At 58.9% G+C, this 16,550-nt stretch carries 14 protein-coding genes; 8 read left to right on the forward strand and 6 right to left on the reverse strand.

Translation table 11 applies throughout. From position 1 onward, the window contains the following. Positions 1-2: 2 nt before the first annotated feature. The 3 genes from IFT99_RS04605 to IFT99_RS04615 form a co-directional block, all read right to left on the reverse strand. Positions 3-1,007 (reverse strand): asparaginase, encoded by a 1,005-nt coding sequence (locus IFT99_RS04605; protein WP_192130634.1) that lies wholly within the window; start codon positions 1,005-1,007, stop codon positions 3-5. Between the two features lie 30 nt (positions 1,008-1,037). Continuing rightward, entirely contained in the window at positions 1,038-2,492 is a 1,455-nt protein-coding gene (locus IFT99_RS04610; RefSeq protein WP_192130635.1) for an alanine/glycine:cation symporter family protein, read from the reverse strand. Positions 2,493-2,691: 199 nt separating this feature from the next. After that, on the reverse strand, positions 2,692-4,116 hold the full coding sequence (locus tag IFT99_RS04615; protein ID WP_065988176.1) for an aspartate ammonia-lyase: 1,425 nt from the start codon (positions 4,114-4,116) through the stop codon (positions 2,692-2,694). A gap of 213 nt (positions 4,117-4,329) precedes the next feature. On the opposite strand from IFT99_RS04615, the gene IFT99_RS04620 reads away from it, so the two are divergent. From IFT99_RS04620 to IFT99_RS04640, 5 genes are all read left to right on the forward strand, one after another. After that, positions 4,330-5,241: a LysR substrate-binding domain-containing protein gene (locus IFT99_RS04620; protein WP_133773913.1), complete on the forward strand. Its 912-nt coding sequence runs from the start codon at positions 4,330-4,332 to the stop codon at positions 5,239-5,241. Between the two features lie 211 nt (positions 5,242-5,452). After that, on the forward strand, positions 5,453-5,944 hold the full coding sequence (gene purE, locus IFT99_RS04625; protein WP_192130636.1) for a 5-(carboxyamino)imidazole ribonucleotide mutase: 492 nt from the start codon (positions 5,453-5,455) through the stop codon (positions 5,942-5,944). Positions 5,945-5,951: 7 nt separating this feature from the next. Then, positions 5,952-7,034: a 5-(carboxyamino)imidazole ribonucleotide synthase gene (locus IFT99_RS04630; protein ID WP_192130637.1), complete on the forward strand. Its 1,083-nt coding sequence runs from the start codon at positions 5,952-5,954 to the stop codon at positions 7,032-7,034. A 116-nt stretch (positions 7,035-7,150) separates the two neighbouring features. Beyond that, positions 7,151-7,396 carry a GlsB/YeaQ/YmgE family stress response membrane protein gene (locus tag IFT99_RS04635; RefSeq protein ID WP_037016790.1) on the forward strand — a complete coding sequence of 82 codons (246 nt, stop codon included), beginning with the start codon at positions 7,151-7,153 and terminating at the stop codon, positions 7,394-7,396. Between the two features lie 79 nt (positions 7,397-7,475). Beyond that, positions 7,476-8,012: a DUF3299 domain-containing protein gene (locus IFT99_RS04640; protein WP_192130638.1), complete on the forward strand. Its 537-nt coding sequence runs from the start codon at positions 7,476-7,478 to the stop codon at positions 8,010-8,012. Between the two features lie 181 nt (positions 8,013-8,193). On the opposite strand, the gene IFT99_RS04645 is transcribed toward IFT99_RS04640, so the two are convergent. Beyond that, positions 8,194-9,105 carry a D-hexose-6-phosphate mutarotase gene (locus tag IFT99_RS04645; protein ID WP_192130639.1) on the reverse strand — a complete coding sequence of 304 codons (912 nt, stop codon included), beginning with the start codon at positions 9,103-9,105 and terminating at the stop codon, positions 8,194-8,196. Positions 9,106-9,211: 106 nt separating this feature from the next. Next, positions 9,212-9,613, reverse strand: coding sequence for an acyl-CoA thioesterase (locus tag IFT99_RS04650; protein WP_037016781.1), 402 nt, complete (start codon positions 9,611-9,613; stop codon positions 9,212-9,214). A gap of 380 nt (positions 9,614-9,993) precedes the next feature. Here IFT99_RS04650 and IFT99_RS04655 point away from each other — a divergent pair, with 380 nt between their 5' ends. Then, positions 9,994-11,295 carry an MFS transporter gene (locus IFT99_RS04655; protein ID WP_192130640.1) on the forward strand — a complete coding sequence of 434 codons (1,302 nt, stop codon included), beginning with the start codon at positions 9,994-9,996 and terminating at the stop codon, positions 11,293-11,295. Positions 11,296-11,417: 122 nt separating this feature from the next. On the opposite strand, the gene IFT99_RS04660 is transcribed toward IFT99_RS04655, so the two are convergent. Next, positions 11,418-12,815, reverse strand: a complete 1,398-nt coding sequence (locus IFT99_RS04660; RefSeq protein WP_192130641.1) for a hypothetical protein — start codon at positions 12,813-12,815, stop codon at positions 11,418-11,420. 275 nt (positions 12,816-13,090) lie between these two features. On the opposite strand from IFT99_RS04660, the gene IFT99_RS04665 reads away from it, so the two are divergent. Together IFT99_RS04665 and IFT99_RS04670 are read left to right on the forward strand one after the other, a co-directional pair. Beyond that, positions 13,091-14,071 (forward strand): phosphate ABC transporter substrate-binding protein PstS family protein, encoded by a 981-nt coding sequence (locus tag IFT99_RS04665; RefSeq protein WP_192130642.1) that lies wholly within the window; start codon positions 13,091-13,093, stop codon positions 14,069-14,071. Positions 14,072-14,256: 185 nt separating this feature from the next. After that, on the forward strand, positions 14,257-16,542 hold the full coding sequence (locus tag IFT99_RS04670; protein ID WP_192130643.1) for an ABC transporter permease subunit: 2,286 nt from the start codon (positions 14,257-14,259) through the stop codon (positions 16,540-16,542). Positions 16,543-16,550 lie beyond the last annotated feature (8 nt).

Raw genomic sequence — 16,550 nt, forward strand, 5'->3', positions numbered from 1 at the left:
GCTCAGCGCAATTCCCCACACACATCCAGCTCCACCAACCGCCGCACGTCATCCCCATTTAGTCCAGCCCCCAACAGTGCATGCAGCTTGCCGAACGCAGCTTCGCGGGTCATGCCGCCGCCGGACAGCACGCCGACACCGCGCAGACGACTGCCGGCCTCATACACATCCAGTTCGACGCCGCCTTCGTGGCATTGGGTAATCGCCACGACGACGACGCCTTGCCGGTGCGCACGCCGCAGGCTGGCAAGAAAGTCGGCGTTATCGCTGGGGCCCGTGCCGCTGCCGAAGCATTCCAACACAAGACCCTGAATACCGCTGTCGATCAGACCGTCGAGCTGAGCGGCGCCAATGCCGGGAAACAGGGGCAGCACGGCGACGTTCGCCAGTTGCCTGGGCTGACGATAATCCAGTGCCGCTGGCAACGCCGATGCGGCCTCACCACCCCGAGCGCGATTAAGTGCCGCGAACGGATTACGGCCGAAGCTGCGGATCTTCGCGCAACGAGTGGGCTCGAGCAGCTCGCCGTGGAAGTACAGATGCACCCCCGAGGCGAGCCCGTGACCCAACGCCTGCAAGGCGCCGTTGACGTTTTCCCAGGCATCGCTGTCGGGAACCCCCGCTGGCAGCATGGAGCCGGTGAACACCACAGGGGCATTCAGGCCCAACAGTTGAAAGCTCATGGCCGCTGCGCTGTAGGCCAGGGTGTCGGTGCCGTGCAGGATCAGCACGGCATCGCAACCTTGCGCTTCAATTGCCTCGACCACCGCCTCACGCAAGCGCTGCCAGTAGGCGGGCGTCATGTTGGCGCTGTCGATCAGGGGAGACATTTCGCGGAACGTCCACTGCGGCACGACCATTTCGGGCAGTGCAGCCAGTTGCTCAGCCATGCGCGCTTCAAAGCCGGAAGCGGGTGCCAGCCCGTTTTCGCTGGCCTGCATGCCGATAGTTCCACCGGTATACAGCACCATCACCTGGCGGGCTGATGCGTGGTTTTCGCGGTTCATGCCTGTCTCCCTGGATTAACGTTCAAATGATCAACGCGGGTCCGCGACGGGTTTGCCGCTGATCGCTTGCGCGTGGGCCGCAGGCTGAGCGGCATCAGGCTTTGGCCAGGCTTTCAGGTCCAGGTCCAGATCGGGGAACTGGCTGGAGTCGAAGACTGGCGTCTTGATGCCGGCTTTACGCTGGGCATCGTAGTCGTTCAACACCCGCAGCGCGATTTTGAACAGCATCGCCAACGCGATCAGGTTGACGAAGGCCAGCAGCGTCATGGTGATGTCGGCGAAGGCGAACACCGTGCCCAGATCTTCAACGGCGCCCCACAGAATCAGCGCAAGGACCAATACGCGATAGAAGAAGATCGCCTTGCGGTTCTCGCCCAGCAGGAAGCGCAGGCTGTTTTCGCCCAGGTAGTAGTTGTAGAGGATGGAGGTGAACACGAACAGCGCCAGCGCCACGCTGATGAACAGTCTGCCCCAGTCACCGACGACGGCGGCGAGGGAGTTCTGCGTCAGGGCAATACCATCGCCTTCGAAGCCAGGCGTGTAGAAACCCGACAGCAGGATCAGCAGCGCGGTGCAGGTGCAGATGACGAAAGTGTCGAGGAATACGCTGAACGCCTGAACCACACCCTGTGCAACCGGGTGCTCGACCTGAGCGACCGCTGCAACGTTGGGCGCACTGCCCAGCCCGGCTTCGTTGGCGAAGACGCCACGTTTGACGCCCATGACAATGGCGCTGCCGATCAGGCCACCAAACACTTCATCCATGCCGAACGCGCTTTTGACAATGGTCATCAGCATGTGCGGAACGTGTTCGAACTGCACGCCGATGACATACAGCGTGACGGCGATATAGACCAGCGTCTTGATCGGCACCAGCAGGTCGGCGACCTTGGCGATGCGCTTGATCCCGCCGACGAACACCAGACCCAGCAGAATCGCCAGACCGACGCCGGCGTAGCCTGGCGAGATCTTGAAGGCGTCGTTGAGCGAGTGGGTCACGGCGTGGGATTGCAGGCCGTTGAAGGCAAAACCGAAGGTCACCAGCAACAACACCGCCATGATCATGCCCAGCCAGCGTTTGCCCAGCCCGTGCTGAATGTAATACGACGGACCGCCGCGGAACTGGCCTTCGGCGTCGCAGCGTTTGTACAGTTGGCCGAGGGAGCATTCGAAAAAGCTGCTCGCCATGCCGACAAGGGCAGTGACCCACATCCAGAACACTGCGCCGGGGCCACCCAGGGTCACGGCAATGCCGACGCCTGCGATGTTGCCGGCGCCAACACGGCCGGCAAGGCTCAGCATCAAGGCCTGAAATGAACTCAACTGGCCCGCGCTGCTGCGCAGACTGTCGCGGAACACCGCGAACATGTGAAAGAAGTGACGGAACTGAACGAAACGCGAGCGAATCGTGAAATATCCACCGAGCCCAACAATGAGCACGATCAGTACTTTTCCCGAGAGGAAGTCGTTGATGACTTCAAGCATTGGTGTTTCCTCGCTTTCTTAGAGGGTGCGCACTATACCGGCGCGCGTTATTGGAGTCTTTATCCGGTTTGCATCAAGCCCATATGACACTGGGCAAAAAAAAGGGCCTGGAAGCGTGTGCTCCCGGCCCTCAAAAGGGTGAGGGGTGTCTAGACCCTCAGCCTGGTGATCATGTTGCAAGTGCTGCAGAGCCGGACGATCAAGCCTTCAAGGGCACGAGCCGCGGCGCAATCATGTTCTCGGGGCGCAGGATGTCCGCCAGCATGACGTCGTCCAGCAAGCCCTCTTCACGCACCAGCTCCAGCACGCCACGGCCTGTTTCGAGCGCGATACGGGCAATGCGAGTGGCGTTTTCGTAGCCGATGTACGGGTTCAGCGCAGTGACGAGGCCGATCGAGTGCTCGACCAGCTCACGGCAGCGCACTTCGTTGGCGGTAATGCCGACGATGCAGTGCTCGCGCAGCATGTCCATGGCGCGCTGCAGCAGGCGAATCGAGTCGAAGATCTTGTAGGCGATCAACGGCTCCATCACGTTCAACTGCAATTGACCGCCTTCGGCCGCGATGGTCAGCGCCAGGTCGTTGCCCATGATTTCAAAGGCGCACATGTTCACCGCCTCCGGAATCACCGGATTCACCTTGCCCGGCATGATCGAGCTGCCTGGCTGACGGGCAGGGAGGTTGATTTCGTTGATGCCGGTGCGCGGGCCGCTGGAGAGCAGGCGCAGGTCGTTGCAGATCTTCGACAGCTTGACCGCGGTGCGCTTGAGCATCCCGGAGAACAGCACGAAAGCACCCATGTCGGACGTGGCTTCGATCAGGTCCGCAGCCGGCACCAGCGGCTGGCCGCTGATGGTCGCCAGACGCTGAACGGCCAGGTGCTGATAACCAGGGTCGGCGTTGATGCCGGTACCGATGGCAGTGCCGCCGAGGTTAACTTCGGTCAGCAGCTCAGGGGCCAGGCTGCGCAGGCGGTTGAGGTCTTCTGTCAAGGTGGTGGCGAAGGCGCGGAATTCCTGACCCAGGGTCATTGGCACCGCGTCTTGCAGTTGGGTACGACCCATTTTCAACACGTGGTTGAACTCGTGGCCTTTGGCCGCGAACGCCTGAATCAGGCTGTCGAGGCTGGCGAGCAGCGCGTCGTGGCCCAACAGCAGACCCAGGCGAATGGCCGTCGGGTAGGCGTCGTTGGTGGACTGCGCCATGTTCACGTCGTTGTTCGGGTGCAGGAATGTGTATTCGCCTTTGGCATGGCCCATCGCTTCGAGCGCGATGTTGGCGATGACTTCGTTGGCGTTCATGTTGGTGGAGGTGCCGGCGCCGCCTTGAATCATGTCGACGACGAACTGATCGTGGAAATCACCGCGGATCAGTCGCGCGCAGGCTTCGCTGATGCCCGCATGTTTCTCGTTGCTCAAATGGCCCAGCTGATGGTTTGCGTCCGCTGCTGCCTGCTTGACCATCGCCAGCGCTACGACCAGCTTTGGGTAGTGCGAAAGCGGAACGCCAGAGAGGCGGAAGTTATGCACTGCGCGCAGGGTCTGGATGCCGTAATACGCTTCAGCGGGTACTTCGAGAACGCCAAGCAAGTCTTTTTCGATGCGAAATGATGCAGCGGAGGACATGATAGAGAAAGTCTCAAGATGGGCACGGACTAAGCCGGAACGCCCTTGATACTAGGCCTGTAGGCTATTCTGGACCAATGCTGTAAAACGCTGCCCTATGCGCAATCGGCATAATGCCGTGGTGACGTGGGGATTGTTGCAAGCGTGTGAATCAGTGTATGACGCTCCCGTTTGCGCCTGCGTATGCGTAACTTCTTTTAGGTTGGAGAAACGATGAACCTGGAAAGCAAATGGCTGGAAGACTTCAGTGCGCTGGCCGCGACCCGCAGTTTTTCCCAGGCAGCGGAGCGTCGGTTCGTCACGCAACCGGCTTTCAGCCGGCGCATTCGCAGCCTCGAAGCAGCCTTGGGGCTGACGCTCGTCAATCGCTCGCGCACGCCGATCGAACTGACAGCGGCGGGGCAGTTATTCCTCGTCACCGCGCGCACGGTGGTCGACCAGCTCGGCGAAGTGCTGCGTCATTTGCACCATCTGGAGAGCGGGCAGGGCGAGGTCATGCAGATCGCTGCGGCGCACTCGCTGGCACTGAGTTTTTTTCCCCGCTGGATCGCGCAATTGCGCAACGAAGGGCTGAACATTGCCACACGCCTGGTCGCCACCAACGTCGGTGACGCGGTGCACGCGCTGCGCGAAGGCGGCTGCGATCTGATGCTGGCGTTCTACGACCCCGACGCGGCGCTGCAAATGGACGCCGAGATCTTCCCGTCGTTGCATCTGGGCGTGACCGAAATGCTGCCGGTCTGCTCGACGGACGAAGAGGGACGGCCGCTGTTCGACCTGGAAGGGGAGCAGAGCGTGCCGCTGCTGGCGTACAGCGCAGGTGCGTTTCTGGGTCGCTCGGTGAACCTGCTGTTGCGCCAGCGCAGCGTGCGCTTCACGACGATTTACGAAACGGCAATGGCCGACAGCCTCAAGGGCATGGCGTTGCAGGGGTTGGGGATCGCATGGGTGCCAAGGCTGAGCGTGACGGCGGAGCTCGAACGGGGAGAGCTGGTGATCTGCGGCGGCACTCAGTGGCACGTCCCGCTGGAGATTCGGCTGTACCGCTGCGCCTTGGTTCGCAAGGCCAATGTCCGGCTGTTGTGGCGCAAACTTGAAGCCGGCGGCACCTCGCCTGCCGCTTGACCTCGAAGTCAGCAAATCCGGGCTTGTACGGGCCGTTCTGGTTGGCTGACGGGAGGTCGCCGGCAGTCTGTCAAACGAGGATCTTTGCGGTATACTCCGCGGCCTTCGGCCGGTTCGACTGGTCATCATTTGTACAACAAGCCACGCCGGTCCTCCCGCGTGGCTTGTTGTTTTTAGCCGCGCCTGCGGGCGCCCGATGAGAGGCACGACGATGAGCGCACTGGTTGGCGTGATCATGGGCTCCAAGTCCGATTGGTCCACCCTTAGCCACACCGCCGACATGCTTGAAAAGCTCGGCATTCCGTACGAAATCAAAGTGGTTTCGGCGCACCGCACGCCCGATCTGCTGTTCAAGTACGCTGAAGAAGCCGAAGGCCGTGGCATCGAGGTGATCATCGCCGGCGCCGGTGGCGCCGCTCACCTGCCAGGCATGTGCGCTGCCAAGACTCATCTGCCCGTTCTGGGTGTCCCGGTTCAGTCTTCCATGCTGTCGGGCGTCGATTCATTGCTCTCCATCGTGCAGATGCCTGCCGGCATTCCGGTCGCGACCCTGGCCATCGGCAAAGCAGGCGCGATCAACGCTGCGCTGTTGTCGGCCAGTATTCTGGGCGCCAAGCACCCACACTTCCACGCAGTGCTGAAGACATTCCGCGCTGAGCAGACAGACAGCGTTCTGGACAATCCAGACCCACGCGAGGCCTGAGGTTTTCATGAAGATCGGCGTAATCGGTGGCGGCCAGTTGGGTCGCATGTTGGCACTGGCGGGCACTCCGCTGGGGATGAACTTCGCCTTCCTTGACCCTGCACCGGACGCCTGCGCCGCTGCCCTTGGCGAACACCTGCTCGCCGATTACGGCGATCAGGAACACCTGCGCCTGCTGGCGAATGACGTTGATCTGGTCACCTTCGAATTTGAAAGCGTGCCGGCTGAAACCGTCGCTTTCCTGTCGCAGTTCGTGCCGGTTTACCCGAGTGCCGAAGCACTGCGGATCGCCCGCGATCGCTGGTTTGAAAAAAGCATGTTCAAGGACCTCGGCATCCCGACGCCAGCGTTCGCTGACATCCAGTCCCAGGCGGATCTGGACGCTGCGGTGGCCAGCATCGGTCTGCCGGCCGTGTTGAAAACCCGCACGCTGGGTTATGACGGCAAGGGCCAGAAAGTCCTGCGCACCCCTGAAGACGTGAGCGGCACCTTCGCCGAACTGGGCAGCGTGCCGTGCCTGCTGGAGGGCTTTGTGCCGTTCACCGGCGAAGTCTCGCTGATCACCGTACGCGCCCGTGATGGCGAAACCCGGTTCTATCCGTTGGTTCACAACACCCATGACAGCGGCATTCTGCGCCTGTCCATCGCCAGCACCGATCACCCGCTGCAGGTGCTGGCTGAGGATTACGCCGGTCGCGTGCTCAAGCAGCTGGATTATGTAGGGGTGCTGGCCTTTGAGTTCTTCGAAGTCGATGGCGGCCTGAAAGCCAACGAGATCGCCCCGCGCGTCCACAACTCGGGCCACTGGACCACCGAAGGCGCCGAGTGCAGCCAGTTCGAGAACCATCTGCGCGCTGTTGCCGGTCTGCCGTTGGGTTCGACGGCCAAGGTCGGCGAAAGCGCGATGCTCAATTTCATCGGTGAAGTGCCGGCAGTGGATCAGGTCATCGCCGTCGAAGATTGCCATCTGCACCACTACGGCAAAGCCTTCAAGGCCGGGCGCAAGGTCGGCCACGCCACCGTGCGCAGCAAAGATCGCGCAACGCTGGATCGTCAGGTGAAACGGGTCGAAGCCTTGATCAAAAACTGATCACAGCGGTGTCCTGCACATCCTGTTGAACCATTCGCCACCGCTGCCCCTCTCATAGCGTGTTGCCGATAGCTAGCTAGGCTATTGGCATATTCATTCAAACAGAGGGACATGGCATGGGAATCATCGGAACCATCTTCATCGGCTTGATCGTAGGTCTGCTGGCGCGCTTCCTGAAGCCAGGCGACGACAGCATGGGCTGGATCATGACCATCCTGCTCGGCATCTGTGGCTCGCTGGCCGCCACTTATGGTGGTCAGGCGCTGGGTATCTATCGCGCAGGTGAGGGTGCAGGTTTCCTCGGTGCGCTCGTCGGCGCGATCATCCTGCTGGTGATCTACGGCATGATTAAAAAGCGTTAAGCACCGCTGGCCCTCTGCGCTATTGCTGCGCGGAGGGCTAGAATGCCCGGCACTCAACTCCTCCCGCCGAGCATCTCCAATGCGTCATCTCCTTTTCGTTTCACTGCTGCTGGTCTGCGGACTGGTACGCGCCGCTGAATTACCCGAAACCGACTGGCTCGAACTGATGCCGAAGTCGGATCAGAAAGCCCTCGAATCCATGCCCGAAATCGACCACAACTCGCCGGAAGGTCAGGGAACGTTCGACAGCAAGGGCGGGTTGAAGCAGAGCAAGGGCTTGCCTGCCGTCATGTACTCCACCAAAACCGTCGCGTCGATGAACGACAAAACCATCCGCCTGGGTGGCTATCCGGTGCCGCTGGAGACTGATGCGAAAGGCCACAGCACGCTGTTCTTCCTCGTCCCGTACCCGGGCGCCTGCATCCACGTGCCGCCACCGCCGCCGAATCAGCTGGTGCTGGTGCGCTATCCGAAAGGCCTGAAAATCTCCGACATTTACACACCGTTGTGGGTCGTCGGCACCTTAAAGGTCGAGAAGGTCAGCAATGATCTCGCCGACGCCGCCTACGCGCTGGATGCATCGAAAGTGCGTGTGGTGGTTGAGGCGGATTTGTAGGGACTGGCGCCGCGCACAGATCCCGATGGGACCGGCTCGACGCACTGTAGGACTGGCTTTAGCCGGGAAGACGTCGGGTGTTGCACCACAAAATTGATGGTGCTCAAACCGGCCCCTTCCAGGCTAATGCCGGTCCTTGTAGACTGCGTGCCTTCAGTGAGACTGGCTGTAGCGCTTACCGTCAGGCTTCTGCCAACGGCTCGGCCCAGATGCTGACGCTCAGCGCGTGCATATCACCCGGTTTGAGCGTCACGACGTCAGTCATGACGTTGGCTGTCTCAACGCATACCATGCTCTTCCAGCCATCAGCCTGCATATCGTCGAAGGTCAGGGTCTTGTCGATCCACGGGTTCCAGACGATGGCCGATTGCGAACCCGCCGTCTGAATCTGAATACGGCGTTCCCATGTCGGGTCGACCACTGAGATCAGGTTAGGCGTGTCCTGATAAATCCGGTCCGTCTCGCCAGTGAACGTAATGTCACCCACCTGGACGTTCTGGGTGTCCCAGCTCTCCAGTGTGTTCAGGTACTCGACGCCATCCAGCCCTTCGATGCTGATCTGGGCCACGTCGCTCACCGCGAAATAACTGTGCAGCGCCTGGCTGAGCGTGACGTCTTCTGCTCCAGCGTTGAAGCTCACCAGACTGACATTCAGCGCGGCATCCAGGCGGATGTGCAGCTTCAGGCCAACGGCGTGCGGCCAGCCCGGCAAATGCCCTTCGGCCTGGGGCTGGATGAATTCGACGATCAATGCGTCGCCGTCCTCACCCACGCCCATCAACTCCCAGCCGATCGCCCGGACTTCACCGTGGGCCTTTGCCTGTTCGTCGCTCTCGCGCATGGCCTGCACGCTTTGTGGATTGCGCTGCAAATTGCCAAACCACGGCCAGCAGATGGGCATCCCGCCGCGAATAGGCTTACCCGATTTGAACAACGCCCCCGGGTTGGACCAGATCAGCGGCTTATCGCCGTCCACCTGGTAACTGATGATATGAGCGCCTTGCTGGGCGATCACCAGCTCGGCCTGGCCGTGGCGGATGCGCCAGCAGTTAAGCTCACCGAGCTGGAAGGATTCGACGTTTGACGTAGGCATAGGGGTTCTCACTCGAAGGACAGTGACTGAATCAGACTGCGCCAAGCTTGATGAGTTTGTTGCGCAAAGCCAAGGGCGGGCACATCGGCCCACCCGGGCTTAAGGATCAGCGTCGGGCAGGCACCGAGCGGGTACGGCCGCTGCCGTCGATGGCGACAAAAACGAACACCGCTTCGGTCACCTTGCGCCATTCGCTGGACAGTGGATCATCGCTCCACACCTCGACCATCATCTGAATCGAGCTGCGGCCGATTTCCAGGGTCTGGGTATAGAACGACAACTGCGCCCCCACCGCGACGGGCACCAGGAACGCCATGCGGTCGATGGCTACAGTCGCCACACGTCCTCCGGCCACCTTGCTCGCCATGGCAGTACCGGCGAGGTCCATCTGGGAAACCAGCCAGCCGCCGAAAATATCGCCGAAGCCGTTGGTTTCGCGGGGCAGGGCGGTAATCTGCAGGGCAAGATCGCCCTGCGGTATCGGATCTTCTTGTTCGAGCTCAATCATTATTGGGTCCCTCTGACCCATGACTCTACTAAGTCTTCATTTTGTTTAAAGGGAAACTCTGCGAAAACGACTTGGGCAAATGGCTTCGCACAACTTCCCTGAAGAGCCCGGTTGAGTCGCGGCCGGCAAGTATATCGAGCGCGCCGTCTTGACACGACCGCCGCTTTTTCATGATGCCTTCGCGTCATTGCAATCCATGTGCATTTGTACGCAATTTGCTATCGTGCCGGACCGACCTGGCGCACTACGCCATTTTTGGCACGCAATTTTGATGCCCGATTAACTTTTCGAGTCGAGAAATCGCGTGTGAAGCCGTTACCCACGGTTGAGTCACCGTTGATTTTTCGCCCAAAGAGAGCCTCAAAAGAGAAGCCATTGTCATGTCCTCTGTGCCTTTAAGCGCCACACAGCCTTCGCGCCCGCTGAACCGTAACGATTACAAAACCCTTTCACTGTCTGCCCTGGGCGGAGCGTTGGAGTTCTACGACTTCATCATTTTCGTGTTCTTTGCAGCAGTAGTAGGCAAGCTGTTTTTCCCCGTAGATATGCCCGAATGGCTACGTTTGATGCAAACGTTTGGCATTTTTGCCGCCGGTTATCTGGCTCGGCCGCTGGGCGGCATCGTCATGGCGCACTTTGGTGACCTGTTGGGCCGCAAGAAAATGTTCACCCTGAGCATTTTCCTGATGGCCGTGCCGACGCTGATCATGGGCCTGCTGCCAACGTACGCGCAGATCGGCATCTGGGCGCCGATGTTGCTGCTGCTGATGCGCGTGATTCAAGGCGCCGCGATTGGTGGCGAAGTGCCTGGCGCGTGGGTATTCGTTTCCGAACACGTTCCCGCCCGTAACGTCGGTTACGCCTGCGGTACCCTCACGTCCGGCCTGACGGCCGGGATTTTGCTCGGCTCGCTGGTCGCTACCTGGATCAACAGCGTGTACTCGCCCGTTGAAGTATCGGACTACGCCTGGCGGATTCCTTTCCTGCTCGGTGGTGTCTTCGGTCTGATGTCGGTTTACCTGCGCCGCTGGCTGCACGAAACCCCGGTATTTGCCGAGCTTCAGCTGCGCAAGCAGCTGGCTGACGAAGTGCCGCTCAAGGCAGTCCTGCGCGATCACCGTGGCGCCGTTGTGCTGTCGATGCTCCTGACCTGGCTGCTCTCTGCCGGTGTGGTGGTGGTTATCCTGATGACCCCGACCCTGCTGCAAAAGGCCTATGGTTTCGCACCTGCCGATACCCTGAAAGCCAACAGCCTCGCCATTGTCTTGCTGAGTCTGGGGTGTATCGGGGCTGGCGCGCTGGCGGATCGAGTTGGCGCGGGCCTGGTGTTCCTGTTCGGCTCGCTTGGTCTGCTGGTGAGTTCGTGGACCTTCTACCACATGATCGGCACGCACCCGGATCTGCTGTATCCGCTCTATGCCATCACTGGTTTGTTTGTCGGCACTATCGGTGCCGTGCCCTTCGTGATGGTCAAGGCCTTCCCGCCGGTGGTTCGCTTCTCCGGGCTGTCGTTTTCCTACAACCTGGCGTACGCCATCTTTGGCGGTTTAACGCCTATGGTCGTCAGCCTGATGTTCGCTGCCAACCCGATGGGGCCGGCGTGGTACGTGGCGATTTTGTGTGTGTTGGGAATGGGAATCGGGGTGTATTTGTTGAAGAAGAAACCGGGAATTCAGACGTAATTGAGGGATGTAGTCTTCGGATTGACGGCGGGCCAGCCAACCTGGCCCGTCATGTTCGCTTGATTTAGCAAGGTGGCCAATAGCGGTGTTTACTGCGAGAAGCCATGACACATGTGTTGCCTTTAGAATTTGTCCTTGTAGGCGAAAATCGATGCCTTACCTCTAGACCCGCCGACGATCAATAACGTCCCGGAGGCGTTCGTCGTGAAACTGCTTTTCTCATAACTAAACAATTCACCACTATGGGGCGCGGCTATTCCTCGTTCTCCCCCAAAGCTGGGATCTGGCAATCCGTTGGACAGAAAACGGGCCATCACTGGATGGAATTTATAGTCGCTACTATGACCGTACTCGCCTCTAACTGTGGTGGTATGGAGGGGGGCAGCCAGTTGCTGTCCACTCATGAAAACGCTCAAATTATTATTTTCTGAAAGGCTCACAAAAACAGGGTCTCCATAATTAAAGATTATTTCAGGCGAACCGTTTTCCTTGTAATTTGCCAATGCCGCATAAGCGGTTGCATAGTCGGCAGAATACTGTTGCCCGCAAACAACGATGTGGCTACTGTCCTGCGAAAACGTGCAGCTGTTTATGGTTTCGAAATCGTTCGACAGGTCGAGGTAACCTGAATCTCCAAATTGTGCTAATTCACCCTCATTTGTCAGGCACGTAAGGTACGGGATAATTTCCATGTTCACGCTTTCGTATTGGCAAGTGATGAGCACTCTTCCAGAATCAGTATCTACATCAATATCAATTGGATCAACGCTCCTTCCATCCTTACGAAACATCACATACCCGTACCCGTGAAATTTTAGATCTGCGCTGCCTTCTTTCGTGATATGAAATAGGAAAGCATCTTGTTTAGTAAGCTTACCTCGTTGTCTCTGGACCGATGCCAGGATAAAAACCCCTCCATCTGCTTGCACTGCATACTCGATGGCAGGAACAGCCCGCACATGAGTCCTTATTTCGTTGATGACTTCGCGGACATCTACGACGCCTTGAGTTCCGTAGCTGGAGTCTTTAATCCCGCTGGGCAGAAGCCGGGTAATCATGGGTTTGTTAAAGCGGGCGCCTCCTAGACTTATAAGGTCGCCTACTACAATTAAACCTCCATCAGATGTTTCATGCGATGAGCGGAGACGGGTATAGTGTGCATCGTCAAAGTTAATTTGCCCGAAGCCATTCTTTTCCGGACCGAAGCTCAAATCCAGTTTCCCATCCGCGGTGATGCGTGCAACGGCAGCGTAATTGGGCGTGTCTGCTGCGGATGAGGCTTCTTCATAAGCGGTTACCCAAAAGCTGTCTTTGGCTGTAGGCACGATGCTTGAGGCTATTGTGAGTGGATGCCCGGCTGAGCTAAGTACCAATGTTCCCTTATTGCCAAACGTCTCATCGTGCTTAAGCAAAGGAATTGTAGGATCTTGCTCGTAGTTGGCTAGAGCATTTCGATTGATAAATTTATCTCGCCATATTGTTGATCTCAATTGAGTTTTACTGAAAGTTCCCTTGTTCATGGTGAATTCCTTAAATTGGTATTGGCGTCTGGAAGAAACCCTGCACTTTCTATAGTAGATAGTGGTTGCCGGGGAGTTAGATGTTTTCGAAGTAATGTGGATTTTTTTATTTCGAATAATGTGGGGTGAGCAATTCACTTACGCTGTGGTTAAACCGTCGAAGGCCTGAGAGAAGGAGGGAACTCGATTTGTTCATTTTTTTGTCACAATATAGTCATATCTTTAGGCCGTCAGGGGCGATTCGTACGGCCAATTTGGACATCTAGGAGCAATGCATGACCTTCAAACGTTTGATGACGGCGCTGACTTTCGTGGCGGCTGGCGTGACTGTCGGCAATGCGTGTGCCGCCGTCGACCCGGCAATCAAGCCCTATGTCAAAACCAGTGGGGTCTCCGGGAATCTGTCCAGCGTGGGCTCCGACACACTGGCCAACCTGATGACGATGTGGGCCGAGGCCTACAAGAAAGAATACCCAAGCGTGAACATCCAGATTCAGGCCGCCGGCTCTTCGACAGCGCCGCCCGCACTGACTGAGGGCACTGCGACCCTGGGCCCCATGAGCCGCAAGATGAAAGACGGCGAATTGTCGGCCTTCGAGCAGAAGCACGGCTACAAACCGACGGCGATTCCCGTGGCGGTGGATGCGTTGGCAGTGTTCGTTCACAAGGACAACCCGATCAAGGGCCTGACGCTGCAGCAGGTCGACGCGATCTTTTCCGCCACCCGGCTGTGCGGCGCCAGACCCGATGCAAAAACCTGGGGCGATGTGGGCGTGACGGGGGATCTGGCCGGCAAGGCCATCCAGTTGTTCGGGCGTAATTCGGTTTCCGGCACCTACGGTTATTTCAAGGAAGTGGCGCTGTGCAAGGGCGACTTCAAACCCAACGTCAACGAACAGCCCGGCTCAGCGTCAGTGGTCAGCTCCATCAGCAATTCGCTGAACGGCATTGGCTATTCAGGAATTGGTTATAAAACATCCAGCGTGCGCACCGTGCCCCTGGCGAAAAAAGAAGGCGGCGAGTTCGTCGAAGACAACGAAGCCAACGCGCTGAATGGCACCTACCCACTGGCGCGCTTCCTTTATGTCTACGTCAACAAAGCGCCGAACAAACCGTTGAATCCGCTTGAAGCCGAGTTCGTCAAATTGATCCTGTCAAAACAAGGTCAGGAAGTTGTCATGAAAGACGGGTACATTCCGTTACCAGCCAAGGTCGCTAGCAAAGCCTTGGCTGATCTGGGGCTACAAGAACGGTAGCGAGCACGCTGCCCAGACAACCCTGAAGCGGGGTGACAGGTTCGTCCCGCCACAAACGACAAAGGCCTTATGGAACGAGGCTCGCAGAACACTGAACAGTCCGTTGCCCCGATTCAGGGGCGGCGGGCTTTTTTGCGTCACCTCGCTGTCATGTATTTGTCATACACAGCGGCTACGGTGTGCGCATGAATGATTTGGCCAATTCATCAATGACCGAAAACCCCCGTCCCGAGCGCATCGATTTCAATGCGCCCGAGCTGCAACGCAAGCGCAGGATCCGTGCGCTCAAAGACCGTCTGACGCGTTGGTACGTCTTAGTCGGCGGTCTTGCCGTGTTGGCCGCCATCACGTTGATTTTCTTCTATCTGGCTTACGTCGTTGCGCCGTTGTTCCAAGGGGCGAAACTGACGCGCAGCGATGCTCAAACGCCTGCCTGGCTGCAGGATGCCGGCAAGCCGATGGTATTGGCCATCGAAGAGCAGAATCAGGTCGCCATGCGCGTGTCCGACAAGGGCGAAGCGCTGTTTTTCCACCTCAAGGACGGCGGCGAGATTTCCCGAGTGGCTTTGCCGATCCCTGCTGGCGCGAAAGTGACGTCGGTGGCGCAGGATCAGCCCGGCAAGCCTTTGATCGCGGTTGGCCTGTCCAACGGCCAGGTGCTGGTGTTCAAGCACGCTTACCCGATCAGCTATCCCGACAGCAAAAAAACCATCACCCCCACGATTACCTATCCCTACGGCGAGACGCCGCTGGTGCTGGACGAAGGGAGGCGGGCGATCGAGCACGTCAGTCTGAATGCGAGCGACACCACCCTGATTCTGGCCGGCGCAACCGGTCCCCAGCTGCACGTGTTGTCGCTGACCCAATCTGAAAACCTGATGACGGGCGAAACGACTCGCGAGCAGAACCGAATCGAGCTGCCGCAGCTGTCGGCGGCCGTTAAAGCCATCTACGTCGACCCTCGCCAGCAGTGGCTTTACGTGATCAATGGTCGCGCGCTGGTGGATGTGTTCGACCTGCGGGATCGCACGTTGAACGGCCGCTACAAACTGCTTGAAGACGCCGATGCCGAAACTACCGCGAGCACGCAACTGGTCGGTGGCGTCTCTCTGGTGATCGGCAGTTCCCGAGGCAATATCGCGCAGTGGTTCATGGCGCGGGACGTCGATGGCGAGATGCGTCTGCAGCACATTCGGGATTTCAAAATGAGTGGCGCACCGATCTCCCTGATCACCGCCGAGCAACGCCGCAAGGGCTTCATCGCCATGGACACCTCCGGCAAGCTCGGTGTGTTCCACAGCACCGCTCACCGCACGCTGCTGATCGACCCGATTGCCAGCGGCCCGGCCGTGATGGGCTTGTCGCCGCGGGCGGATCGCATCGTCGTTGAGGACAGCGGCAAGCTGCTGCCCTTGAGCCTGAAAAACCCGCACCCGGAGATTTCCTGGAGCGCCCTGTGGGACAAGGTCTGGTACGAGAATTACGACGAACCCAAATACGTTTGGCAATCCACCGCATCCAACAGCGATTTCGAGCCCAAGCTGAGTCTTGCGCCGCTCACCTACGGCACCCTCAAAGCCGCGTTCTACGCCATGCTGCTGGCCGCACCGATTGCCGTCGCTGCGGCGATTTACACCGCTTACTTCATGGCGCCGCGCATGCGCCGCAAGGTCAAGCCGATCATCGAGCTGATGGAAGCGATGCCGACGGTGATTCTCGGGTTCTTCGCCGGGCTGTTTCTGGCACCGTATCTGGAAGGGCATCTGCCGGGCATCTTTAGCCTGCTGATCTTTACCCCCATCGGCATCTTGTTGGCAGGGTTCGGCTGGACGCGCTTGTCTGACTCGATTCGTCTGCGGGTGCCCGACGGTTGGGAAAGCGCGATTCTGATTCCGGTCATTCTGCTGATTGGCTGGGTCTCACTGAGCATGAGCCCGCACTTGGAAAACTGGTGGTTCGGCGGCGACATGCGCTCGTGGATCACTAACGACCTGGGCATCACCTACGATCAGCGCAACGCACTGGTGGTCGGGATCGCCATGGGCTTTGCGGTCATCCCCAACATTTACTCGATCGCCGAGGACGCCGTGTTCAGCGTACCGCGCGGTCTGACGCTCGGCTCACTGGCCCTCGGCGCCACGCCGTGGCAGACGCTGGTTCGGGTGGTGATCCTCACGGCCAGCCCGGGGATTTTTTCTGCGCTGATGATCGGCATGGGGCGCGCCGTCGGCGAAACCATGATCGTGCTCATGGCCACCGGCAACACGCCGATCATGGACATGAACCTGTTCGAAGGCATGCGCACGCTCGCGGCCAACGTAGCGGTGGAGATGCCCGAGTCGGAAGTGGGCGGCAGTCATTATCGCGTGCTGTTCCTCGCCGCCCTGGTGCTGCTGATGTTCACATTTGTCATGAATACCTTGGCGGAGCTGATTCGTCAGCGCCTGCGCAAGCAGTATTCGTCTCTTTAGGGCAGGTT

This window comes from Pseudomonas sp. CFBP 8772 (assembly GCF_014841665.1).
In the GTDB taxonomy this organism is placed as follows: domain Bacteria; phylum Pseudomonadota; class Gammaproteobacteria; order Pseudomonadales; family Pseudomonadaceae; genus Aquipseudomonas; species Aquipseudomonas graminis_B.

What these genes read in the sequence shown, in the direction of transcription:
- IFT99_RS04605 (WP_192130634.1), bottom strand. Translation starts at nt 1,007, where the DNA reads ATGAACCGCGAAAACCACGCATCAGCCCGCCAGGTGATGGTGCTGTAT.
- IFT99_RS04610 (WP_192130635.1), bottom strand. Translation starts at nt 2,492, where the DNA reads ATGCTTGAAGTCATCAACGACTTCCTCTCGGGAAAAGTACTGATCGTG.
- IFT99_RS04615 (WP_065988176.1), bottom strand. Translation starts at nt 4,116, where the DNA reads ATGTCCTCCGCTGCATCATTTCGCATCGAAAAAGACTTGCTTGGCGTT.
- IFT99_RS04620 (WP_133773913.1), top strand. Translation starts at nt 4,330, where the DNA reads ATGAACCTGGAAAGCAAATGGCTGGAAGACTTCAGTGCGCTGGCCGCG.
- purE (WP_192130636.1), top strand. Translation starts at nt 5,453, where the DNA reads ATGAGCGCACTGGTTGGCGTGATCATGGGCTCCAAGTCCGATTGGTCC.
- IFT99_RS04630 (WP_192130637.1), top strand. Translation starts at nt 5,952, where the DNA reads ATGAAGATCGGCGTAATCGGTGGCGGCCAGTTGGGTCGCATGTTGGCA.
- IFT99_RS04635 (WP_037016790.1), top strand. Translation starts at nt 7,151, where the DNA reads ATGGGAATCATCGGAACCATCTTCATCGGCTTGATCGTAGGTCTGCTG.
- IFT99_RS04640 (WP_192130638.1), top strand. Translation starts at nt 7,476, where the DNA reads ATGCGTCATCTCCTTTTCGTTTCACTGCTGCTGGTCTGCGGACTGGTA.
- IFT99_RS04645 (WP_192130639.1), bottom strand. Translation starts at nt 9,105, where the DNA reads ATGCCTACGTCAAACGTCGAATCCTTCCAGCTCGGTGAGCTTAACTGC.
- IFT99_RS04650 (WP_037016781.1), bottom strand. Translation starts at nt 9,613, where the DNA reads ATGATTGAGCTCGAACAAGAAGATCCGATACCGCAGGGCGATCTTGCC.
- IFT99_RS04655 (WP_192130640.1), top strand. Translation starts at nt 9,994, where the DNA reads ATGTCCTCTGTGCCTTTAAGCGCCACACAGCCTTCGCGCCCGCTGAAC.
- IFT99_RS04660 (WP_192130641.1), bottom strand. Translation starts at nt 12,815, where the DNA reads ATGAACAAGGGAACTTTCAGTAAAACTCAATTGAGATCAACAATATGG.
- IFT99_RS04665 (WP_192130642.1), top strand. Translation starts at nt 13,091, where the DNA reads ATGACCTTCAAACGTTTGATGACGGCGCTGACTTTCGTGGCGGCTGGC.
- IFT99_RS04670 (WP_192130643.1), top strand. Translation starts at nt 14,257, where the DNA reads ATGAATGATTTGGCCAATTCATCAATGACCGAAAACCCCCGTCCCGAG.